The organism is Ruegeria sp. YKSF131, from assembly GCF_059612645.1.
Genome location: NZ_JBXWQZ010000068.1, coordinates 1 through 22851, shown reverse-complemented (window position 1 = coordinate 22851; position 22851 = coordinate 1). Strand labels below are relative to the sequence as shown.

At 53.5% G+C, this 22851-nt stretch carries 17 protein-coding genes and 1 pseudogene; 9 read left to right on the top strand and 9 right to left on the bottom strand.

Translation table 11 applies throughout. From position 1 onward, the window contains the following. A partial coding sequence (locus tag AC2FLZ_RS18735) for a heme lyase CcmF/NrfE family subunit (RefSeq protein WP_496882586.1) occupies positions 1-1711 on the bottom strand: 1711 nt, incomplete at its 3' end. Positions 1712-1947: 236 nt separating this feature from the next. On the opposite strand from AC2FLZ_RS18735, the gene AC2FLZ_RS18730 reads away from it, so the two are divergent. Then, the gene (locus AC2FLZ_RS18730; protein ID WP_170417865.1) at positions 1948-3057 is read left to right on the top strand and encodes a transporter; all 1110 of its coding nucleotides are present in this window, start codon (positions 1948-1950) and stop codon (positions 3055-3057) included. 4 nt (positions 3058-3061) lie between these two features. Here AC2FLZ_RS18730 and AC2FLZ_RS18725 read toward each other — a convergent pair whose 3' ends face one another. Next, on the bottom strand, positions 3062-3727 hold the full coding sequence (locus tag AC2FLZ_RS18725) for a hypothetical protein (RefSeq protein WP_050605729.1): 666 nt from the start codon (positions 3725-3727) through the stop codon (positions 3062-3064). 1127 nt (positions 3728-4854) lie between these two features. Between AC2FLZ_RS18725 and repA the strand changes: the two genes are divergently transcribed. The 4 genes from repA to tnpA all read left to right on the top strand — a co-directional run bounded on the left by repA (position 4855) and on the right by tnpA (position 8991). After that, positions 4855-6054, top strand: a complete 1200-nt coding sequence (gene repA / locus AC2FLZ_RS18720; protein WP_496816662.1) for a plasmid partitioning protein RepA — start codon at positions 4855-4857, stop codon at positions 6052-6054. After that, complete coding sequence (gene repB / locus AC2FLZ_RS18715; protein ID WP_496806627.1) at positions 6054-7022, top strand: plasmid partitioning protein RepB; 969 nt, start codon at positions 6054-6056, stop codon at positions 7020-7022. Before repA ends, repB begins: the two co-directional genes overlap by 1 nt. A 238-nt stretch (positions 7023-7260) precedes the next feature. Beyond that, complete coding sequence (gene repC / locus AC2FLZ_RS18710) at positions 7261-8304, top strand: plasmid replication protein RepC (protein ID WP_496816660.1); 1044 nt, start codon at positions 7261-7263, stop codon at positions 8302-8304. A gap of 261 nt (positions 8305-8565) precedes the next feature. After that, positions 8566-8991, top strand: a complete 426-nt coding sequence (gene tnpA / locus AC2FLZ_RS18705) for an IS200/IS605 family transposase (RefSeq protein ID WP_496816658.1) — start codon at positions 8566-8568, stop codon at positions 8989-8991. Between the two features lie 49 nt (positions 8992-9040). Here the strand turns inward: tnpA and AC2FLZ_RS18700 are convergent, their stop codons facing one another. Beyond that, complete coding sequence (locus AC2FLZ_RS18700) at positions 9041-10243, bottom strand: Fic family protein (protein ID WP_496806624.1); 1203 nt, start codon at positions 10241-10243, stop codon at positions 9041-9043. Between the two features lie 375 nt (positions 10244-10618). Here AC2FLZ_RS18700 and AC2FLZ_RS18695 point away from each other — a divergent pair. Both AC2FLZ_RS18695 and AC2FLZ_RS18690 read left to right on the top strand, forming a co-directional pair. Next, positions 10619-10780 (top strand): annotated as a pseudogene (locus AC2FLZ_RS18695) (ArdC family protein); the annotation flags it as partial. Between the two features lie 1403 nt (positions 10781-12183). Continuing rightward, positions 12184-14136 carry an ATP-binding protein gene (locus AC2FLZ_RS18690; RefSeq protein WP_496816657.1) on the top strand — a complete coding sequence of 651 codons (1953 nt, stop codon included), beginning with the start codon at positions 12184-12186 and terminating at the stop codon, positions 14134-14136. 330 nt (positions 14137-14466) lie between these two features. Here AC2FLZ_RS18690 and AC2FLZ_RS18685 read toward each other — a convergent pair whose 3' ends face one another. From AC2FLZ_RS18685 to AC2FLZ_RS18670, 4 genes are all read right to left on the bottom strand, one after another. Beyond that, entirely contained in the window at positions 14467-16224 is a 1758-nt protein-coding gene (locus tag AC2FLZ_RS18685; protein WP_496816656.1) for an ABC-three component system protein, read from the bottom strand. Next, positions 16221-16466, bottom strand: a complete 246-nt coding sequence (locus tag AC2FLZ_RS18680) for an ABC-three component system middle component 6 (RefSeq protein WP_170346903.1) — start codon at positions 16464-16466, stop codon at positions 16221-16223. The genes AC2FLZ_RS18685 and AC2FLZ_RS18680 overlap by 4 nt, the downstream gene beginning before the upstream one ends. Beyond that, positions 16463-17374: an ABC-three component system protein gene (locus AC2FLZ_RS18675; protein WP_496816654.1), complete on the bottom strand. Its 912-nt coding sequence runs from the start codon at positions 17372-17374 to the stop codon at positions 16463-16465. Before AC2FLZ_RS18675 ends, AC2FLZ_RS18680 begins: the two co-directional genes overlap by 4 nt. A gap of 324 nt (positions 17375-17698) precedes the next feature. After that, positions 17699-18172: a hypothetical protein gene (locus AC2FLZ_RS18670; protein ID WP_496816653.1), complete on the bottom strand. Its 474-nt coding sequence runs from the start codon at positions 18170-18172 to the stop codon at positions 17699-17701. Positions 18173-18741: 569 nt separating this feature from the next. On the opposite strand from AC2FLZ_RS18670, the gene AC2FLZ_RS18665 reads away from it, so the two are divergent. Continuing rightward, positions 18742-19734 carry a hypothetical protein gene (locus AC2FLZ_RS18665; RefSeq protein WP_496816652.1) on the top strand — a complete coding sequence of 331 codons (993 nt, stop codon included), beginning with the start codon at positions 18742-18744 and terminating at the stop codon, positions 19732-19734. A gap of 296 nt (positions 19735-20030) precedes the next feature. On the opposite strand, the gene AC2FLZ_RS18660 is transcribed toward AC2FLZ_RS18665, so the two are convergent. Continuing rightward, positions 20031-20942, bottom strand: a complete 912-nt coding sequence (locus tag AC2FLZ_RS18660) for a homocysteine S-methyltransferase family protein (protein WP_496816651.1) — start codon at positions 20940-20942, stop codon at positions 20031-20033. 83 nt (positions 20943-21025) lie between these two features. Between AC2FLZ_RS18660 and AC2FLZ_RS18655 the strand changes: the two genes are divergently transcribed. Further along, entirely contained in the window at positions 21026-21199 is a 174-nt protein-coding gene (locus AC2FLZ_RS18655) for a hypothetical protein (RefSeq protein ID WP_496816649.1), read from the top strand. 607 nt (positions 21200-21806) lie between these two features. Here the strand turns inward: AC2FLZ_RS18655 and AC2FLZ_RS18650 are convergent. Beyond that, the coding region (locus AC2FLZ_RS18650; protein WP_496882585.1) for a hypothetical protein at positions 21807-22851 on the bottom strand (1045 nt) is incomplete at its 5' end.

Below are 22851 nucleotides of genomic sequence, written 5' to 3'. Positions count from 1 at the left end.
GTTGAAGCGTGGTGACATAAGCGCCATCGCGAAATACCGTCAGTGTGGCCGCGCGAGACAGATAGTTCGGACCGCGAAGCTGTTCCACACCGTCAAAACGCACGTCGAACCCTGCTATCTCAATCTGTGTTCCGGGCTCGGCAAAAGTCACGACCTCGGATTTCCAAGCGCTGGACCCGATAAAGCCGATCATACAGACAGCCAACCCCGCATGGGCCACGACCATGCCGTAATGAGAACGCGGTAGGCTGCGGGCCCGACGCAGGGACTCGGCCAACGGTGCCTCACCCAGCTTAATTCGGCTGGCCCACTCTGTCAGCACAGCGCCCAGCAACCAAACCGCAAGGCCGATCGACACTACCGCCAAGGCTGGGCCGCCGGTATCCAGATACCACACAAGCAACGCTACGAGCAGGCTAACCCCGGCCACCCATTTGAGCCGGGACAGAACACCGCGCAAATCCGCCCGCTTCCATGACAACAGCGGCCCAATCCCCATTACAACGACTAGAACCAGCATGATCGGCACGAAACTGGCGTTGTAATAAGGTGGTCCAACCGAAATCTTTTCACCTGTCACAGCCTCAAGCAAAAGCGGATAAAGCGTACCGAATAGAACCGTCGCCGTTGCGGTGGCCAGCAGCAGGTTGTTAATAAGCAAACCGGCCTCGCGGCTGATCGGGGCAAAAAGACCGCCGCCCTCCATCTCCGGTGCGCGTATGGCAAACAGCGTCAATGAACCACCGATCGCGACAGCCAACAGCGCCAAGATGTAAATGCCGCGTTCGGGATCGACCGAAAACGCATGGACCGATGTAAGCAAGCCTGAGCGGACAATGAATGTCCCCAACAAGGACAACGAGAAGGTCAAAACGGCCAGTAGGATCGTCCAACTTTTGAAGCTGCCGCGCTTTTCGGTCACAATGGCCGAATGGAACAGCGCTGTGCCAGCAAGCCAGGGCATAAACGAGACATTCTCGACCGGATCCCAGAACCACCAGCCGCCCCAACCCAGTTCGTAATAGGCCCACCAGCTGCCCAGAACGATACCAAGTGTCAGAAACACCCAGGCCGCCAATGTCCAGGGTCGGACCCACCGCGCCCATGCCGGATCGACCCGCCCCTCAATCAGGGCAGCCACGGCGAAAGAAAATACGATAGAGAAGCCGACGTAACCCAGGTATAGGAACGGCGGGTGCATAGCCAGGCCGACATCCTGCAACAGCGGATTTAAATCCTGACCATCCAGCGGTGCCGGAAACACCCGGTCAAACGGGTTCGAGGTGAACAGCATGAATGACAGGAACCCCGCGCTGATCCAGGCCTGCACTGCCAGAGTGCGCGCCTTGAGTTTCAGTGGGATGTTCCGAGCCAACAGAGACACACCCAGCCCGAAAATCACCAATATCAGAATCCACAACAGCAGCGACCCTTCGTGGCTACCCCAGGTCGCAGCCACCTTGAAAAGCATCGGTTTCAGCGAATGAGAATTGCTGGCCACATTTAGCACAGTGAAATCGCTGACCACGAAGGACCACATCAGAGCGGCGAAGGCGATAGCAACCAGCGCTGTCAGTAGGACCGAGGTCGCAGATGCCGATCGCATCCACATGACATTGTTCCGTGCTGCTCCAATCAAGGGAAATACGCTTTGCACCAAGGACACGGCCAGGGCAAGCGCCAGGGCGAACTGCCCGATTTCCGGTATCATTCCAATCCCTCCGGATTTCCGGTTTTGCGGCCTTGTCCGACAATCCAGCGCTGGAGGGTCAAGCGCATTATTGCCGCACCCCCTTCGGCTGATGCATGCTTGACGAGCGCAAATCTGGCCGGCGGCCTTGACCTTCCAGCGCTGGAGACCCCCACCATTTCGACTTCACCGATGGACGTACCGAACACTTTGTTTTCAGGGCAGGGACTCAGGAAACAAACGAACACGAGGGCATCATGACACGGAGCAACAGCAAGATTACGTGCGTCTGGCAACGCCTCCAGGCTGTAATACTGGCTGGGGGGCTGAGCCTTGGGTCAACTGCCATGGCCCAACCGGAAACCCGTCCGGCTGACAACGTGGCGATGAACCCGCAAGCCTCCAGCAACATGTCAGGTATGGGAAGCATGTCCAGGATGATGCGCCCCGACGCGGTGCCGCCAACGGGTGTCGTTGGCGGTATGCATCCACCCGAGGGTGTTTTGATGCCTGTGTTCTCTTACATGAACATGGAGATGGACGGAAATCGTACCGGAACGCAGTCGCTGTCTACCTCGAACGTTCTGTCGCAGTATCCGATCGCGCCGCTCAGCATGAGCATGAACATGGCGATGGTCGGCCTGATGTACGGTGTGACCGACGAGATCTCGGTGATGGCGATGCTGCCCTATACCCGCAAGACGATGAAGCACCAGACCCGCATGGGCCAGACCTTTAAGACCAGGGCACAGGGGTTTGGCGATCTGAAGATCATCGGCGGATATGATATCTACAAATCCGACGGGCAGGTGCTGGAACTATCTCTTGGCCTCAGTCTGCCGACTGGCTCGATAGACGAGACCGACACCACGCCAGCTGGGCCGGACCAGCTGCTGCCCTACCCCATGCAACTGGGTTCAGGCACCTACGACCTGCTGCCGGGCGTCACCTATACGGGCCAGAACGCGGATTGGTCTTGGGGCGCCCAGCTGGCCGCCGTGATCCGGATGGGTGAGAATGATGCCGGTTACACCTTGGGTGACGTCTATTCAGCAACAGTTTGGGGTGCACGGCGCTGGAATGACCAGTTCAGCTCCTCGTTGCGGGTGGTCGGCGACATCGTGGAAAACATTGACGGGTCGGATGCGCGCCTGAACCCAGGCATGGTGCCCACCGCTGATCCGACCCTGCGCGGCGGCCAGTTTCTGAGTATCGGAATCGGAGTGAATTACCTTGTGCCGGGGTCGGGCGTTTTGGCGGGCACGCGCCTGGGTATCGAGGGCGTGATCCCTGTGTATCAAGATCTGGATGGGCCCCAGCTTGAACGCGATTACGCAGTCTCCTTCGCGATACGCAGGGCGTTCTGACCCTTCAGCCCCAAACCGACTGTAAACGGACAATCAGCGCCGCCGCGGTGGTCAGAACGACCACTGACACCGCCATCAGTAGCAGGGCCAATGTCACAGGTCCGCCGCGCCCAGGTACGCGACGTGCCAGTTGGGCTGCAAATCCAGTACCGTGGGCGATCTGGCTCTGAACGACGGATAGGTATAGCGGCAGCGCTCCGACCAGCGTGGCGTACAGGTAAACGCCTGAGATGTTCTCGAAGTAGGCGGAGCGTACCAGCGTCGGACCGACTACCCGCAACGCCACTACGGGATCACCGCCGAAAGACCCGAACCAGTCTGCCGAAAGCGCGTAGATCAGCGCGTGCAGCGCGATGAACAGGACGGCCCGTAGCAGCAGGTCAATTAGCAGATACCGGGCCGGGATGGCCCCCCTGCCCCGCGCCCTTACCCCAACGGCGAAAAGAAAAAAGCTGAGATAATTTAAAAGGAAAACGACCGGCAACCCATTCGTCACCACCTGACGCAAAAACCGAACAAACGCGGGACCACTGTTCAGGAGGTGCGTCGCAAAGCCCGGCGTGCGCAAAACGAAGATGGCCAACAGCGGAAACAACGCAAGGCAACTGACGATCAGCGTGTTTCTGGCAAACTTCCAGAAAGGCAATTCAGTGGCAAAATATCTGTTCATTTCATTTAGTTTGCCAACGGTTCCAGCGCAATGTCGATGCCAATTGGTTTACAGACCTGCGACAGAACCTCCGATTTTATTATTCCGCAAGCCCTCTACCTACTTTACGCGCAAAATCTGTTACTTTTGCTCGTTACTTTTGTTGCGCTATCAGTTTCAAGTTACACTCGATAAGTATCCCTTATCACGTTTATTGAAATCTCACCTAAATCAGCGCAGAATGTGCCCCATGAAGTGTCGGTTTTCCTTAACCACTGGACTCGCGACGGCTTTGGTCCTTAACCCGTAGGTCCCTGCCCCGCTCCGGCTTCAAACCTTAGTAGATGCAGCACAGTAACCTGCAATTTTGCAAACAAGTACCGGCACAAATTAGATCCAAGTCTACACTTAAAGGGCCAACCCAGCATAAGGCCAACCGTGAAACATGGTGAAAACAACCAAGAGCAGTCTACAGGTTAGGAAAAATCGACACCCGCGCCCTATCTTCCTGTCCCCTCCCCTGCCCTGTCACAGGCGGATCAGGACGCTCTGACCGATCTCTATGTGCGCGGCATGCCGGCCAACGCGCCGCGCGGTTTGGCACCCGTTCACAAGAACGAATCTGTTACGACCCCTGTCGGAAATGTTTGGTTTGTAACTGACCGGCCTGGCTTCGCCGACAAGTGGGCACCCTGCCCTATCGGTCGCGACAATAAATAGTCGTTTGTCCAGACTTGCCTGGTAATAGGCACCGCTGGTAAGAACGAAGCAAATTCACATTTAAAAAAGTGGCGATGAATCGATACACTTCCGCACACCGAATCCTGTAGAATTCGGCAGATAGCGACGCCTCGATCATCAAAATGCTTCAGTACTAGCTAGGGTTCGCTTCTCACCCAAACAAAACTCTAAAATAGCGGATATACGCGATTTTTGGTGCTATTTCGTTTAACTTCAATGATTTAAATCCAATCCCACATGTCAAACTCTATTGGTGCTGTGGATAACTTTTACACTACATTTAGATTTTTCTTGCCGGACACACATGTTCATGGCATTCCCTTACTGACGGCAAAAAGCGTCAGACACGCTGTATACCGTCAGAACAACCAAGAGCCTTAACAAAGGCCATGAGTAGGCGGCAGTACATGGATGAACGTAACGTTGGATACACGCAAGGTATAGGCTCTTCTGACATCGGAGGATTTGCCGACAATCTGGCCGAATCTCTGGATCGCCAGATGAAGATTGCCTTCGAACCTGAGGAACGAAAAGCCCTACGACGCTTCAGTTCCACTGAAGTTGCGGGTCTTCTGCGCGTTAGCCCTTCAAACCTGCGCAACCGGCATAAAGACGGCAGCTTCCCTGACGTGCACACTGACAATCGAGGTCACAGGTTCTACTCGGCTCAAGAAGTTGATGAATTGCGTGACATCTTGGTACGCACAGGAAAGAACGCTGAAGCCTATCGCCCTGGGCGACGCGAGGGCGACCGCCTTCAAGTCATCTCGGTCGTCAATTTCAAAGGCGGTTCCTCAAAAACGACGGCGACAATCCATCTTGCGCAAAGGTATGCCTTACGCGGCTACCGAGTGTTGGTCTTAGATCTCGATCCGCAAGCAAGTTTGACGACGTTCTTTGGCTTCCGACCCGAGCTCGAGTTCGCAGAAGGCGGCACAATCTATGATGCCCTGAGATATGAGGAGCAAGTCCCTCTATCGTCTGTTATTCAAAAGACATATTTCCACAAGCTCAACATGGTCCCAGCCGGGTTGATGCTCTCCGAGTACGAGACCGAGACAGCAAACGCCCTCACACGGAGGACGCAGCCCATTTTTGCGGAGCGGCTCGCGCGTGCTTTGGAAGAGGTCGAAACAGAATACGACATCGTCTTGATCGATTGCCCGCCACAACTGGGTTTTCTGACCCTGACCGCGTTGGCAGCCTCCACGGGGCTCTTGGTAACGGTTGTACCCGGTATGTTAGACATCGCTTCCATGAGCCAGTTTCTGAAGCTTGCTTCAGAAACAGTGAAGGCCGTTGAAGAGGCCATTGGTCGGCGCGTTACCTGGGATTTCGTTAAGTTCCTAATCACGAGGTACGAACCTTCCGACGGTCCACAGACTCAAATGGCGGGCTACTTGAGATCAATTCTGGCCGGCCAGGTCATGACAGAGCCGATGTTGAAATCGACAGCGATCTCGGACGCAGGTATGACCCAACAAACCGTCTACGAAGTTGACCCAAGCCAGTTCATCAGAAAAACAATTGATCGAGCCCTGACGAGCGTAAACGGTGTCGCTGATGAGTTGGAGCAGACGATCCAAATGGCTTGGGGGCGCCGCTGATGGCCCGGAAAATCTTCAATCAGGCTCCAAAGGACGAGAAAGCAAACGCGTCCCCCTCCCCCGCCCAGCCAAAAGCGGCAAAGCTGCCTGGGTCTGTTGGCGGATTGCGCGACTCTTTGCGCGAGATCACGGCAAACTCGATCCGGGATATTGACCCCGCTCAGATCGACATGGATGGTCTACGCGATCGGTTAGTGCTGGAAGACGCCAGTATCGACGAATTGGCAGAGAGTATTCGCAAACATGGCCAGCAAGTGCCGATCATGGTGCGCCCATCGGCCCAGCCGGACAGGTATCGTATCATCTATGGCCGTCGTAGGCTTGCCGCAATCCGCAGTGTCGGTGGAACGGTTAAGGCAATCGTTCGGACTTTGGATGACGATGCCTCGTTAATCGCGCAGGGCCAAGAGAACAACCTCAGAATTGATCCATCTTTCATTGAGAAATCAATATTTATCAAAGAGATGCAAGAATCTGGGTATAAGCCCGGCGTCATTCAGGATGCTCTGGGGTTAACGCGGCAAGGCGTATCCAACCACCGGGTAGTAATAGAGCAACTTCCTGATGGGTTAGTTCATCTCATCGGGCCAGCCCATGGGATCGGGCGTCGACAGTGGGGTGATCTAGCTGCCTTATCGGAGAAAACAGATCTGGTGGACATCGCCAAGAAGGTAATCGCCGCCCTGCCCGACGACACCCCGAGCCCCGAGAAGTTCCAGGCGGTCTACACCGCTTGCTCAAGCAAAGCCCGTGGAGAAAAAAGGCCAATCAGTCGCGGTCAGACATCGGTGATCAAGGATACGAACGGCGGTTCTTTGGGTACTCTAACGGTCGATGACAAATCTATCGCCATCAAGGTCCTCAAAAAGGACAATCCTGAATTCGGCCAGTGGCTAGAAGAGCGCGCAGACGTCACACTTTTGCAACTCTTCGAACAATGGCGGAATGAAAGCGGCTCGGGATCCTAATCCCAGCCAAAAGGCAAAACACGAGCAGAGGAGAAAAGCGAAGACCAAAAAGAAAAGAGCCCCCCAAAGTTTCCCCTGGAGAGCCCTCATCATCTGATTAGCACCTATGATGTAGCAACCTCCAGCAAACCGGTCAAGAGTCACCGATTCGGTGGACCAACTTTTATTGCCTTTTCCCTTCAGAAATCCGGGGAAGAGACGGGGAAGGTGTGGGCCAAATGGTCATCGTTAACAAACCATGGCATTCACAAAACTATCGATCGGAAGCGCTGAACCCGATGCGCCATCCAATTCAACATCATCATCTGAAACCGACGTCTGGACCATTTTCAGAGCTCTGAGAGACGCGCGCAGCGTGTTCGGTCTACGTCCCGGCCACATGCAAACACTCCAAGCGATGCTGAGTTTTTTGAAACCAGGGCATGGCGAAACGGTCTTTGCATCCAATACCTCCATCTGCCAGCGAGTTGGCGGAATTGACGAGCGGACGCTACGTAGGCATATCACCCGCTTCATTGAACTTGGTTTTATCAGGCGAAATGACAGCTCGAACTGCAAACGCTACCGTGTTCGCTCGTCCGACGGTGAATGCGTCAGCTTTGGTTTGTCTCTTACCCCCCTACTGCAACGCGCAAGCGAACTCATCGCCATCGCCCAGGAGATGGAGAACATCCGGCGGGATCAAGTTTTTGTCCGAAAACTGATCCTGACAAAACTCGCGCACTTGGAAGAAAACGATCCTACAAATTCGTTCATCCAAGACACACGCAGGGCTCTGAGAAGAAAGCTGAGCCTCACCGAATATCGTGCCCTGCTCGCAGACACGGATGCGGAATGTCAGTGCTTGTCCACCCCGGATGACTCGCCTGAAACGATGAAACTGCCCGCCAATGACGGACAAACTGTCCGCCACCAATCAAAGTCTAAAAAAGAAAAAAAAGATTTAGAAAGCAAATCCCCCAATACAAATCTCAGCCCTGAAAAACTGATATCAGTTTGCGATCAAGCGGTGTCGTTCTCCACTGACCAGCTTAGAAACTGGTTTGATATTGAAAACCATGCTCGAACGCTCGCCCCAATGATGGGCATTCACCCAGAGACATTCGAAAAAGCAAAGAATATTGTCGGAACCCAGAAAGCTTCCTGCGCAATCTTCATCATGCTCCAGCTCGGCCAACGCATCAGAGATTTTGGAGCCTACTTTCACAGCATAACTCTGGGTCAGCGACGAAGCCAGTTTAATCCGGCAGCTTTGGTCGAACGTCTCTCAGCAACCAGTTAGTGGACTGCCTGATGTCCACCGCGGTGGACACTTGGTGGGAGGCAAAAATTTCGGGATTACGAGGGCTAAAAAATTCAAATCACATAGGCCAGCAGAACTGCACATCATATGTTCTTATCTATGAAGGACGAACCCAGACGATGTTCTCATTGTTTCTACCCACTTTCTCAGGCAGCACAACTAGACGTCCACCGCGGTGGACTTTGAAATACATGAGCAACCTCCCCAGCCTTTGGTTTCCACGCATTGGAGGATACGATCATGCAGTATGACACCGGTAAGCTCTGCGTTTTCTACCATCGATACCATCTCGTTTGGTCCACCAAGTACCGGTTCAAGGTGCTGACCGGTCAGGTGCGCCTGCGGGTGCGCGACATTTGCCGCCAAGTGTGCCGGGAGAACGAGGTCGACATCCTGCGCGGTGTGTTGTCATCTGATCATGTCCACGTGTTCGTGTCGGTGCCGCCGAAGATTGCCATCTCCGACCTGGTGCGCAGGATGAAGGGCCGTTCGTCTCACAAGGTGCAGCGCGAATTCCCCGAATTGCGCAGGCGCTATTGGGGACGTCGGTTCTGGGGACGCGGGTATTTTTCCACCACCAACGGTGCAATTACCGAAGACATCGTACTTCAGTATCTGGAAAAGCACATCGCAAATCCCACCGGCGCCAGCCGGTCGGTGGTTTAGTATCCAATCAACGAACCTGCCAACTTAGTACCTACTTTGCCTGCCATCATTATTCAGGCAGATCACCATCGCCGAACAAGTTGGGGAAAAGACGTTCCCGGTAATCCAATGGGAAAGCTAACCGTACCGGTGTCTTGGGAGAAGATGAAGTTAGGTACCCCGCGGCGGTCAACTTGCTGAGTGTGTTGCGCGCGGTACGTTCGGATGTCTTGAGCACGACTTGGGCATCGCCCCGTTCCAGTGCCCCATGCCGCAGGACGGCTGCAATCAGATCGGGTGCACGCTTGTCATCGATCGTATCCTGAACGAGGCGACGATAGCGCTTATCCAATCCGCCGAGATCGAACAGCTTTGCAGAAAATGTGATCTGGTCGAGAGTCACTTTCAGGAACCACTCGCTGAAGCTTTTCAAGGCCGTCTCCGACAGGTTGCCACGCCCATCACGATCTCCACGCCGCGGACTGTCAGCAAGATCCATCATCCGCTTGTATTCGCCTCGGTCAGTCAATCCGCGCGCAAGTCCACGCGAGACGGACCAGAGGCCTTGACCACCGATCCCGGCGTTCAGAGCCATGGCATGTGACATCAATCTACTGACGCGCCCGTTACCATCCGGGAATGGGTGGATGTAGTTCAGCCGGTGATGCGCGGAGGCAATCGCGATAATCCGTCCGCTGGAGGATCGACTCGCGATCTGAAACCGTTTGTCGAAATGATCCATGAACGATGCAACACGAGATGACGAGGGTGGTAGGTGCCGCCCTACCGCAACTTCTCGTTCTCCTTCCTGACGCATGCGCCCCGGAAAGATCGGCTCTTGCGTTCCGTCGGGATGTTCGATCACCCGAAACTCATCAGGCATCTCGTCGTAGAAGCTCTTATGAACCCAGGTCAGAAACTCAATGGATGTAGGCCGGGGCAGGGTGCCCTCGCGATGCATCTCGTCAATGGCGCGCTGAACAATGACATGCGCGCGCGCCTCTAGTGCGAGGGGCCGGGTCTCTTCTTCGAGCTCTGCGCCGGCAAGTGCACGCTCGATGTCGCGCGGCCGCGTATTGTGCCCTTCTATGAGGTTCGAGTAGTAGCAATTCATCACCCGAACCAGATCGGCAAGTTCAGCTGCACTATCCGGGTGCAACCCTTGTCCAAGTTGCGTGGCTTCTCTCTGGATATCGACCGAGAGGTCTGCCAATTCAGTGGGAATATACTCTTCGAAGAAGCAAGGTTCTATCCTGGCCGGGGTTTCGAGCATTTTTTGCCGATCCTTCGTAGTCGTAAAGCAATTGAAAAATATACATATTTTCAAAGATCTGGCAAGGAATTGCCGATAATTGTTGCCGATCTAGGATGCCGATCTGAAATTACCCCCCGAAATCAAAGACATCTGCATTTGTGCTGGACCCAAAGAGTCCCGTCTGGTGCCAATGGGCCCGCGGAAAGTGAAAGTGTCCTTTGGGGTTTGTGACTGACGGAAGAGGGACCTTGGGGTGCTTCTGACGGGTTCGGGCCGGGTTCCGGTCTGTTATTTCTGCCGAAGGGCCTTTCATGAAATCATGTGTCTTACGCATGTTGCTTGCAACAGCTGCCTCGTGACGACAACGTCTCTCTGATCAGCTATCTCGACGTTACGCTCGAGATGAATGCCTCCTACCTCTACAGCTGGCTCAAAGTCCTGCGTTCGGACAAGAACGCTATCTTCAAGCATGCGGCTTATGCTAAACGCACTTGCGATCATCTGATCGTAAGGTCAGAGGCGGGTAGGGCAGGGGGCGGCGCCCAAGCTGCCTGATGGCACACTTTTGCTGGTACGAGAATGTCAGTTTCGAGCCCAACTATGTCTTTGTTGAAACGCGCAACTTTCGTAGGGAGGGCGGATTCCGGTCATTCGCTGCAAGCGCGAAACCTAGTCGAGAGATTTTAGAAAGCTGCCATTCACAGCAGACTGGCTACACTCGATCTATTGGTTCTGGGCTTAAGAATCTTCGTGCCGGTAGTTTGATTTTGCCCCCGGGCACCACTTCATAAATATAATATATTATATTTCAGTAGTTTATGAAGGCCCCGCATTCCGAGAATGTACAGCTCTACCGCCGCCAAACTTAGCTACATGTTCGAAGCCTTTCTCTGGGTGCACCTGACACAGCCTTTGCGCTAGAGAAAATTCAGACGCTGTTCGATACTATCTTTTTTGCCTTGCTCTTCTGGCAAGGCGGATGCTGGGCGCTGAGCGTTGCGAGGATTTTGCAAGGGTCGCGTTATGCGTAGTGGGTTTGGCTTGTGATCGGGCATCTGTGGCACCATATGTAGATACAGTTGAATAAGAATATCTACATAAGGTGCCCGTCGTGTCTAATTTGATCTCATGGTTTCAGAACAACTGGATGGAGGCAATTACGCTAACCGCCACTCTCATCGCCGTGGTTGCGAGCGTACTGGCTGTGCGTATTGCAGTTCTGGCTTTGGGTGTCGCAAGACAATCAGTTCTTTCCGCTGACAAGGCACATGAGCGAGACGTTAGGCTTCAAGCCCGGTCTGCGCTGGCTGACGTCCGAGGGAGCTATCATAAGCTTGCATCGGACTGCGGTTTGAACCTCGAAAAGTGGCGGCAACATAAACTAGCCCAACCCCCAGTGCTAGGTTCTAGCGCATTTAAACCTTCGCAGGAGGAGCAGGAAACCAGTACGCTCCGCACGCAAGGAGCCAGATTACTGCGCTCAGTTGATGAGAGGTTTCAGTCCATTGATCTAATGAACCTCGATGATCTCGAAAGTGGTATTCCCGAAATCCGCCAAACAGCCGCCTCAATCGACGCGCTTGCTCGACGCCTTCGGGAGCCCAATGAGGCATTCAATGGTGGTTGGCGATAGACGCAAAAAAACCCAGAAGATGTTCTGCGCTTCCTCCTCCGGCTGATAAATACTAGGATTAGCCACAACCAAGAATTGAACGAGAATTGATTTGTCTTATCCGTCTATTAAGGAACGCTTTCTTGCGCTTTTGCTGAACACACTAGTTGCGTACGTAATTTTCATCTGGGCGACTGGTCAAACATTACCGACTGGCGGGCTAGAGTCTGTCTGGCTGATAAGTGCGATCTCACTTTGGTTCCTAGCGCTGTTATCAGCGCCTTGGTTTGTCCCACCAAGGGATGCAATCATCAGCGCTGTAGGGGCCGTCCTGGTGCTTACAACGATGGACCTGACCAATGTTCAGTTGTTTTCAGCGCAACTCAAACACGTGAGATGGGGAACCGTCTTTTTCGCTTGTGCGGTTGTGTTTTCGGCAGTCACAGCGCTGGTGTTACATGACAAGGATCAAAGGTCCCCAACGGGTCATTTTGCGTTCAAGCTGACCAGCGTATTTGGTCGAGGCGAAATTCTGTTCTCCGCCCCAGCAATTGTTAGCATCATCGCGAACTATCAAGCCTCGTTTGAAAAAATGAGTTGGCTTATTCTCTATTGGATCCTGATTGTGGTTGGGAAACCTATAGAACGCCTGCTCTCTGCTGTTAGACAACTTTCGTCTGACGCCGATGAGCTAAAAAAACAGCCGACGGTTGGATCCATCGCAAGAGTCGATCATCCAGACATAGTCCGCGTCAAACTAAACTCGGTGGGGGCATGGAAACCGAACCACTTGTTTACAGCCAGCCTACCCGATGGGTCGCAGCGTTACGTGATCTCATTGTTTTCGCAGACGCAGGGTTCTGACGTGGTTGGAACAGGACTATGCGTAGCGACTTTGGCTGAACCTGCTCGCTTACCTGTGGGGTCCGTCTGCGCCAGCCACGACGAAGCGAAGACAGTGGAATTCCTTGAGAACCTCAGCGGCGCGAAAGATGGCAAGCTGGTCGGCTTCGTTGTGGAAAATTCAACAATCGGAACTCTGCATTTTGAAGTTTCCAGCCGTTCGGGGCTACATGAAGGTGATGTGATTTTTGCGCACGTTGAAGGCCAAGACATCTTTTATCAGATCGTGGGCGCAGAGACGTACGAAGAAAACTTCGATCAAAATCCTCGCGGAACTCACATAGTAAAGGCATCTCAACTTGGCGTTTATTCGCCCGACGACGGTTTTACCAAATACACTTGGCTGCCTTCCATGAATACACCGCTGTTTTCCGCTGGCAGCAGGCAGTTTGACGATCCTGTCGTGGGCGACCGCGAATTCCCTATTGGTACGGTGCCATCCACTAGTGTCCAAGCGGTTGCGAGAATTGATGAACTGGTTGAGTACCACACGGCCGTACTTGGTGTGACTGGTACAGGGAAAACTGAACTGGCTCTCGACGTAGTTCGGCAGGCAGTTGCGAGAGGCACAAAAGTCTTTTGCGTCGATTTCACCGGCGACTATCGGGCGCGGCTCGCGGAATTGGACCTAGCTTTTCCATCTCCTACGCCTGCACAGGCCGCCGAATTGGAGGAAAAACTATTCGCGGTTGAGACTGGAAGCTACGGTGCACCAGCAGAAAAGAAAGCTCTGCAGGAGGGCGTAGACGCGCTTAAAGCGCACGCTGAAGCACAAGTTGATGAGTTTCTGAGGTCCGAAGAAACCTACCTTGGGATTTTCGAGTTGGCAGAAATCGCCAACACAAAAGCCACACTCCGGCTGACCGAGTTGTACTTGTCGACGATTATGCGTTGGGCTCAAAGAAACCGTCGTGAAAGGCAAATCCTAATCGTCTTGGAAGAGGCCCACACAATCGTCCCTGAGGTGTTTGGGGCGGGCTTTGACGCAAATACGCAGTTTGTAGTTAGCCGCATCGGGCAAATTGCTTTGCAGGGTCGAAAATATGGCGTTGGGCTTATGGTGATCAGCCAGCGCACTGCACTAGTCAGCAAGACTATTCTGTCACAGTGCAATACATTTTTGACCCATAGCTTGATCGACCAAACGAGCCTCAACTTCCTCGAGAGCGTTTATAGCGCCCAGCATACACGGCTTATTCCAAACCTTGGGCGGTTCGAGTTTTTGGCCTTTGGAAAGGCGATAAAGGCAGAAAGGCCGATTGTCCTCAAACGAGAATTCGATCCGGCTTTGCAGGAGGCAAGTTTAGCAATCCAATCCAACTCTCGCCAAAGTGAGGAACCTGAGCCTGCAGCAGAGGAAGCTCTGTCAGTCGGCCCTCGAATTACCCAGTTCTAAAGTTCGTTTAACAAACCACCCAATATCAGGTGATTTGTTGTCTTCATTGTTGTTGTTTCTAAATTGGAGCTGGGAAATCAACAATTACACTGTTTTTTGCTCAGGCGTCTAATGCGTTGCAGGTGCTGAGATAGGGTTTGTCCGCTGAGCGGTCGATCCTTGCAAACCTGACGAATGACCCCTCCGATCCCACTACGGAAGTCTTCGAATTTCGCTACGCGCGCTCTCAGTATGAAAATCGCTGCAAGTGCGCGGCTAAGGACGCCGTTGTGCGGCGGTGAAACAGGCCATGCCCGTTCGGGGGGGGCGAAAAGGCTGTCGGTTCAAATGTTAGAAACGGATGCCAAACAGGCCGCCATCGTCGACAGCATCAGTGATGCGCGTAGGTAGAACGTGATCATAGATGTTAAATCCACGCTGGAAGCCCTCCGAGGGGATCGCGTCGGAATTCATCGTGACGATGTATTGAAAGCCGAGACTTGCGGCCTTCTCTGCGCCGAGTTGTAGCGCTTTGGCGACCTGTCTTTCATCGACACCGTCGAAGAGGTGGCTGTCGTGGATCAGAAAGCCTGGTGACGTGCCACGCCGGGTGCACAGTTCGATGAGCATTAGATCAAAGCAGAAAATCTGCATATTGGTGATGCCCTTGCTGCGCTGACCGTCGATTTTGACTTCAAAACGTGGTCCCGCTGTCCCGGCGTCGATCGTTAGGCTGCCAGCTTGTTCGTAGAGAGATTGTGACAGCTCCTCGAACGCCAGAATGGCATCGTCCAGAACAGATTTACGTTCCCGGATGTCATCGCGCAACGCTTGGGCCAACCGGTTTCGGTCAGCGTCAAGTTCAGTTTTCGTGCTTTCCAGCGTTTCGGCTGTGTCCAGCCTTTGTCGCAAGGTTTCCACCTCAGCCTCTGCACGTCCCATCTCTTCGCGCAAAGCGGTGTATTGCTCAAGCGCGCCCCCTGATTGCAGAACGGTCATGATCTGCCGACGGCGGGTGTCGAGTTTCTCCTTCTCTTCTTCGCGCTTCTCGATGCGATTTTCGGCAGATGACAGCTCCGCTTTCAGATGCGAGGCCCGGTTTTGAAGAATAGTGCGATGAAAATTCTGCACTTCATCGAGGCGGCGGGTCAGCAACTCGGGCAGGACAACACCTGCCTCAGCATAGAGCTTTTCAAGATCCTCTGTGACGGGTGCTTCCTCTTCCAACAGGGATGCCTGAAGCTCTTTGATCAACTGGCGATCAACGAAATTCTCTTCTCCAAGCGCGTTGATGGATCTGGTTATGTCACTGGCTTCGGACTCCAGCTCACGGTACTCCGGGATAACCTGGAATGTGTCGATTTGAGTGCGGATTTGTTCCACGCGACGAGAAGCGACGACTACTTTCGTGCGCAAATCTGCCGCGCGACCGAAATGCGGTCCTAGCTCCCCGGACCGGGCGGCTTTCCCGAGCGACTTAACCAGTTTTTCTTTCTCTCGAAGCCCCTGAAAGTCTTGAGAGACGTGCCAGTCAAGGCCCAGGAGATAGGAAATGGCAACTTGTTGATCCCATATTTGTTGCTTGCCGGCCTGTTGCGTCGGCGTCTGAAACGCGTCACTTGCCTGGCGCCGGGCGAAGTACGCAAAGAGGGACCTGAAAGTGGGTTGAAACTTGGTGTCGGAATCGGGCGGCGCTTCAAGCCCAAACCATTTGGCACCAAGGGTGTGACACCAATTGGTATTTGAAATCTCGAAGAGACCACGATCTTCTTTGAATTTTGGCGGGATTGGCCAATCCTCGACGGGGCCATTCAGGAAAATCTTACTTGGAGCAGAGCCGGAGCGCTCAGCGGTGATCTTATCGCCGCCAACATCCATCTGGATGTCAAAGCTTTCGTTGAGGAGCGCGTTAGAGCGAAAAATGCTGTCTGTTTTGGCGTTGCCGCCGGTCAGGAAGTGGACGGTTTCGACAAAGCTGGACTTGCCAGCGCCGTTGCGTGTCTGAAGATCTGTTGCACCTTCGCTCTTATCGGCCAACAAGACGTTCAGTCCGGACGAAAATTCAAGTGATTTGAAGCTGTTAAGGCTGCTGCTCAGTCGTGTGATCATGACGCAGCCCGCACAATGATGCCGCGCCGGGCTTCCACGGCACCGATCATGAACAGAAAATCTAGCGCGAGAATGAACCAGGTGTATTCAACAGGTGCGTTGGGTGTTGCCGTTGAGCGGCGCTCACGGATTGCATCCCAAAGCCGGGAAACGGTCATCGGTTCGTTAAGCAAGCTGAGCAGTTCACCACCGACCCCGATGAGGGCCCGATCTGCGCGCACATGTTTGGTTGGCAGGATCATGAGCCAGTGACCTCGGTTTCGGGATCTTCGAAGATATCACAACTGTCGAAGAAGTATGCCATGACGGCCATAGCCGCCGCCTGGCGTTTTGGCTCGCCGCTAACGCCTGCGAATTTCTGCAGGTAAGAAAACATCTGATCGGCGTCCAGTTGCATGGCTTTCAGTTTAGCGTAATGATCGCGGAAGGCTTCAGCGATTTTTTCACCGGTTTCCACGGGACCTGCCTTTTCGAAGTAGGTCTCGACAAGTCGTACTTTGCGTCGCCCAAGGCGCAGCAAATCGGCGGCTTCGACCGAGAGTTCATTTTTTTCCAGCTTTTTTGCGGATGGTGGTGCAGGCAGGGGCTCGGCCGGGTCCGGATCGCGGCGTTGCAAAACGTCGATCACCGGCTGCAAATCCGCAAGTTCAATGCCACTGGCAATTTGCTGATTGGGAACAGCACCATACATCAAAAGAGCGCGTGAATCGTCTAACATGACATGCCAGTCGAAAAGCTCACTTTCAGACCAAAGCTCAAAAGAAATACCAGGATTTTCGGCGCGGAGTATATCAAGATGGGACACGACAGCCGGCGGTTGACCTCCGGGGATGTTGTGAACGAACACCCATCGTTGCATGAAATCAGGCCACTTGATCTGCGCGCCTGCGAAATCGACGTTCACTTTCGCAATTGTCTTTTGATCGGTGGGCGTTTCGGGACCATAACACTGGAAAATCGTTCCAGTGCTGAGCTGGCGACCATCACATTTCCAGTCGCCTTGTTTGCCGTAAGGACGCACAATCTCGAAATCGGCCCCGAGGGCATGGCTGCCGAGCTTGGCAACCCAATCCTGGAATTCGGTTCCTTTCTTTTCAAGGAACGCAATTTTGAAATGCTGTGCATAAAATGCGGTTGAAACAGGGTCCATAAGTGCTCGAACGTGTCAGGCCTTGGCGGCTCTTTTGATGTTGAATTGGGCACATCTGTAGTGTTTCAGCGATGCAACCCTACCTTATATTGTCTCTCATATGAGCTGATTTCACAAGGAAAATGAGGGGCGTTCAGACGTGAAACAGACTCTGTCGCGTGCGAAAGTATGCTGCGTCAGCGAAGTCCCGAAAGTGAATGTCGGCTATGTCCACGATGTGTGAGTCCGCTCGGTCTTCAATATTGCAAGTGCAGCGAATGACCGCTAAGCGGGCTGCGTCCGCAGCATTCGAGACCATGGTTGAGTGACCGGTATGGGCCAAGGCTACAGTCCAAACTCCATCGCGCCAAGGAATCCTTCAAACCCATCTGTACGCTCCGCTTCCTTGTAGGCTTCATTCAGCACGAAGAGCGCAGCTTTCATCAACTGGGTGTCACGGTGGTTGTCGTGCTTTTTGTCACCATGAAACAAGTTATTTCGAGCGGTTTTGATGCTTTGGAAGAGGCTTGCTGTATCGTGTGGTACAACAGGGTTTCTTGACCAGTCCACGCCACCATCGTTGGTCGTGACGAGGTGATCTGGAGGTGCCTCGAAGTATATTTTCGCTTGGTCGGACCCCACCATTTTTTGAAAGAACTCTTGCGGTAGGCGCTGAGCAAAAGTGTGCCAAGCGGCGTCCGGGTAAGCCTCCCGGCGAAATCCGCCTTTCTTCATTGCGTACTCGAACCGGCTAAATACGGCCAAGAGATCGTATCCTGCTTCAGCCAGCCTAGGCCGATAGTATTCTTCAAGCTTCATCCTATGCCTCATTGACTTGATGCGGGAGTGCACAAGGTCACCCTTGTGAAATTGCGGTTTTTCTTGACTGCAGGCAATGTCTGCTATCGTCTTTTACGGCGCAGCACATTTCAGAGGAATGGAAGGCAGCTCTGGACCGTGCGCACCGATGAATGTCGGTCCGCTCCACTGTGATGCCGCATTTGCGCCGGGGTCAGCTTCGAGCCGATATTGTTGAAAAACTCGAAAATCTGGGAGGCCCCGATATTCTGCGAACGGGCACTAAATCCGAAAAGTTCATTGCTGATACCGATGACTGGCGTTTCGGGGCCCATTGGTGGACAGTGCCAGATTTTGGCCGACCCCTCAGCTGAAAACTCCCGTCGGCCTTGTCCGGCCAATTTCTGACTCGAGTTTACGCAAATTGGGAGTTTTTCAACAAAATCAGCCCATCCTTGACGAATGCTGCGTCGTCGACCAACGTCTGCTTGGCTAATAGAGGTATAACGTCTGGCGCAACGCTTTTTGATTTTCAGCTGAGATGGTTAATACCGAGCTGCGTTTCATCAGCCGCATAAGGAAAAAATTAGGTGTTGGTATTTCTTGCCCATGCGATTGAACAACTTGACCTTGCTGCTGAGCATATTTCAAAGGGTGATCCGAACAACGCACGATTTGGGCTCATGTTGACAGACAATGTTCTGGAGCTTGTGTTACATCAAATGGCAAAGGACGAACAGCGTGAGCGAACTAACTTCTTGAACCGCGAGAAGACCTACGCCGACGAGTCGGACTTGAGAGCCGCACTTGGCAGGCATTTTGATGCCAAAGTCTCATTTTTCAGATCACACCACAAACTGAGTGCCGAAGAAGCAGAAAGTATCACAATCTGCCATAGCTATCGTAACGAGGTCTACCATATCGGCTTGCACCATCAGGACATCCTGCCTGCTCTTGCGCGTTTCTACTTCTATTTGGTTTGCGGTGTTCTTGGCCGCTATAAAACCAATACGATGAGCTATAGCCCTTCTACGGTGTTGCCAGAGCGAGCCCAGAAACACCTAGGATCAAAACCAATAGGTTTTCATGTATTTGACGAGTACCAAAGTGGTTGCCTGACGCTCCAAGAAGGCATCTCATTCGAAGCCTGCAATCTGGTTTCGTCACTGGCGGATCATATGACCGAAATCATAGAACAGCAGGACATTGGTGTTGGGATGATCGCCACGGCTGGACCGAGACAGATGACACGTGATGAAGCTATCGTTGAAAGCCAAGCTTGGCGGTTGGCGTTCAAGGAAGAAGGTAAGAAGTTTGCGACGGGAAAATGGTCCGGTGGCAGCGTGCTTGATTTTGTCAACTGGATTGGCGCAAACTACCCCTTCAAAAACAGGCGTGATCCTATTCCATCATGGCAAAAGCGCGAGCAATCTTTGCGCTTGGAAAAGAACCCGCACAAGGCGCTCAAGAAATACAAAGACTTCATGACGCAAACTGAAAATATCCGGGATGTCATCGAAGAAAGCCACTTGCAGGTCGAGATGTACATTGATGAACAGATCGACAGAATGCGCGGCAAGTAATTCGGAGCAGCGACAACCCAAAACCCGTTTAACATCAGCGGCCAGCTTTGGCGGCAAAAAAATTAAGGGCTGACATCAAGATCGAATTGTCTAAGGCCAGCTTCGTCTCGCGCTTTAGACCTTCGACAGCCTGTTCGTTTTGCGAGTGCGGCGAATAACAGCTAAGACGCACCGCAGCGCAGCGTCTTGAACATCAATCGAAGGACCGGTTTGGGCCGATCTCCTAACAAGTTGTGGAAAGAAATTACGGGAGCACCTTAGATCTCAGCGATATCGCTCAGATTGAACTAAGTTGGCTATGCTAATTCGCTGATCATCGATTTCAGATGGCGCATGTCGGTACCGCAGCATCCTCCAAATACTTGAATCGACGGATTCTGCTGCGCAATCGCGGCAATCTGTTTACCAAGTTCAATTGGATCGCCTTCGTCCAGCTCATCCGCTTCGTCAAGTTCCGCATGCGAGCAACTCGAAGCGTTCGCCACAAGGCCTCTCAGCCGGGGGTGGTTGCCAATCGCTCCGGCGAAATGGGTAGGGTGAGCGCAGTTGACCATAAAAAACATCGCCGCCGAGTCGGTTGCCGCGTCGATTTGGTCTATGCCGTCCACAAGTTTGGTTCCGTCTGCCAGGCACCCGTCTGTCTCAACAACCAGAGACATGATGATCGGCAGATCAGCGTCTCGGGCGGCGAGGATGCAACCCGCTGCCTCGCTTGGACGGTTGAATGTATAAGCGGTGACCAGGTCGACGCTTGTGTCTTTCAGGCTTTGCATTTGAGCAGCGTGGTACTGACGTGCATCTTCGATGGGTACCGGCGGGATGTCGGCGTAAGGATCATAACGCGGACCGATACAGGCCGACACCAGTACATCATCGCGAGCGGAAGCTTGGCGCACGTCTTCCATTAGACTGACCGCATCTTTGTTTACTTCGACGAGCCGCTCTGCATCGTACCCCAAGGGCTCTGCCCGGTCGGCGTTCGCCATCCATGTGGGCGCATCAAGGATGCATCCGACATTCATTTCACGGGCCAGATCGACAAGTGCCTGCATTTGACCGGCCAGTATCACCCTGGTGCCAGGTTCTTCCAGCAATGGAAACGACGCGAAACCGGGAAGCTCAACTCCATGATTGAAAATCAGGTCGGTGCCAGTGCCGGCGTAAACCAGAAAGGTCTTGTCACCTTCGAGTGGGAGCTGTCGCGCCATTCTGATCCACGCCTATTGCCGTTACCTCTGCACAAGAAACTACTTTGTCTCGGGCCTCCTGTGAACCTTGGGACTGCGACAGGGTGTATTCCGTCACTCTGATCCCCACGCCAGGCCATACACCCGGTCATGTCTCGGTCGAAATCACCAGTGGCGACCGGTGCGCTCTGATAACAGGTGATGCAATCCATAAAACCGCCCAGTGCGGGCATCCCGAGTGGCATTTACGTTTGATTCCGATGCTGAGATGGCCGTGACATTCCTTCGGAAACTGTTGGAAAGCGCGTCGGAAACAGGATGTATTGTGCTGGGAAACCACTTCGCTTTGCCGTCTATTGGTCGGGTGAAGGCGGACAACGACGCGTTTCGCTGGGAGGACTAGCCCAGATTGTATTTTGATGTGCACGGGTCTGTTGTCGGATGGAGGCTGACGTGAAAGTTCGACGCGCCCCGCAGCATACAGGCAATGATCGGCGAAACTAAATCTCGAACCCATTGGGCTATGTCACATTCCGTTGAATTCTTGTTTCACAAGCTTTCTCTATTCACCGTTTTGTGAAAGCCTGAAGCGGTTATGATTGACAGAGTGTGCAATTTTCAGAAAACAGTGGTTCTTTCTGAACTCCAATCAGCTCTCTTGGACGGAATTTGTCATCACTGTGAGGTGACAAGTTCGGAACTGGCCAAGCGTGGAGAGGTGCTGGAAATATGTGGTCAAGAGTACTGTTTCGATTATGAAACCGGTGTGTCCACGGAGACTGAAATTTTGTTGTGCCCCGGCTGTCACGAGGCAAACCATCTGGACGCGCAGCGACAGCATAACCCTTGCCACATATCTGCAAGACGCAGCCGGGAAAACATGGGTTAGTCGATGGGTTCAGGAGGCGAAGCTTTGGAACGGTTTTTGCAAGAACCATCGCTGGTCCAATTTCGGTAGTCTGACAGACCAAGCTCGTCCCACATCCAGCCGAAATCATACTCAGCCACCGGAGAGCCGGTCTGGCGCGCGCTGCGGTTTTCGATTGTCTTCAGCCAGTCGATGACGTTTTTCCTGCCCGCGGTGCTGCGAACGGCCTGACGCGGGGTCTTGCCATCCAGGGCAGGAATCGGCTGGTCAAGCGTATCGCGGTAGTGCTGTTCGAGATATTCGTGGGCCATCTGACGGGCAAGGGCAGGGGGGATGTCCTCTTCTTCTGCCACTTCGCTCTCCAGGCTGTCATCCCCCATCATCTGTTCGACGGTCTGGATTGATGTCAGCGGTGACTTCACCAGATCCCCCAGTAGGTCCCGGACCAGGGCTTCGCCGCGTGCGGCGCGCGCTTCAGAATTCACAGAAAGTGTGAGTGTCCGACCTTTCAGATCTAGGGACCCAAGCACGGACGCCCCTGACATTGATTTGTCCAACACGAGGCCGGTGCCGTGCTTGGTGCCGGACGGGGTGTCGAGGTCAAGCCAGGTCCAATCCTTCTGGCCTGAGATCACGAGTTCTGCGGACTGTGTTAGCTTTTCAGATACCTGGCTTTGCGTCACTTTGCTGGCGAGGGGGAAGCGCATGTCGTGAAAGAGCAGGTTGTCGCCATCGCTGTTGCTGATTTGTGGTGGTTCCGGATCCAGTAGGTTCGGCAGATGTGCGAAGAGCCAGGCATTGGTGAAGAGGGGTGCGGAACGGTGTAGCTGATCCTGTGTCAGCCTCAGTTCAACGTCGGGGTTCAATTTCAACACGGAGCGGAGCCTGTCTTCAAAAAACGCGACGGTGTCGGGGTCGAATGGGAGCAGCGCCCCCGAGATCACGTTATAATCCCCCTGTGCGACAACCCGAGCTGCGATGCGATCCCATCGCTGTAGCATCTGCGTTGCGCTGTGTTCCCGGACGGTGACCGGCTCTGCGTCCGAAAGCAGGTCGCGCAAT

Excerpts from the sequence above, each read along its gene's own strand:
- AC2FLZ_RS18670 (WP_496816653.1), bottom strand. The coding sequence starts at position 18,172 with ATGAAGCTTGAAGAATACTATCGGCCTAGGCTGGCTGAAGCAGGATAC.
- AC2FLZ_RS18725 (WP_050605729.1), bottom strand. The coding sequence starts at position 3,727 with ATGAACAGATATTTTGCCACTGAATTGCCTTTCTGGAAGTTTGCCAGA.
- repA (WP_496816662.1), top strand. The coding sequence starts at position 4,855 with ATGGATGAACGTAACGTTGGATACACGCAAGGTATAGGCTCTTCTGAC.
- tnpA (WP_496816658.1), top strand. The coding sequence starts at position 8,566 with ATGCAGTATGACACCGGTAAGCTCTGCGTTTTCTACCATCGATACCAT.
- repB (WP_496806627.1), top strand. The coding sequence starts at position 6,054 with ATGGCCCGGAAAATCTTCAATCAGGCTCCAAAGGACGAGAAAGCAAAC.
- AC2FLZ_RS18660 (WP_496816651.1), bottom strand. The coding sequence starts at position 20,942 with ATGGCGCGACAGCTCCCACTCGAAGGTGACAAGACCTTTCTGGTTTAC.
- AC2FLZ_RS18685 (WP_496816656.1), bottom strand. The coding sequence starts at position 16,224 with ATGATCACACGACTGAGCAGCAGCCTTAACAGCTTCAAATCACTTGAA.
- AC2FLZ_RS18675 (WP_496816654.1), bottom strand. The coding sequence starts at position 17,374 with ATGGACCCTGTTTCAACCGCATTTTATGCACAGCATTTCAAAATTGCG.
- AC2FLZ_RS18680 (WP_170346903.1), bottom strand. The coding sequence starts at position 16,466 with ATGATCCTGCCAACCAAACATGTGCGCGCAGATCGGGCCCTCATCGGG.
- AC2FLZ_RS18730 (WP_170417865.1), top strand. The coding sequence starts at position 1,948 with ATGACACGGAGCAACAGCAAGATTACGTGCGTCTGGCAACGCCTCCAG.
- AC2FLZ_RS18690 (WP_496816657.1), top strand. The coding sequence starts at position 12,184 with ATGGACCTGACCAATGTTCAGTTGTTTTCAGCGCAACTCAAACACGTG.
- repC (WP_496816660.1), top strand. The coding sequence starts at position 7,261 with ATGGCATTCACAAAACTATCGATCGGAAGCGCTGAACCCGATGCGCCA.
- AC2FLZ_RS18700 (WP_496806624.1), bottom strand. The coding sequence starts at position 10,243 with ATGCTCGAAACCCCGGCCAGGATAGAACCTTGCTTCTTCGAAGAGTAT.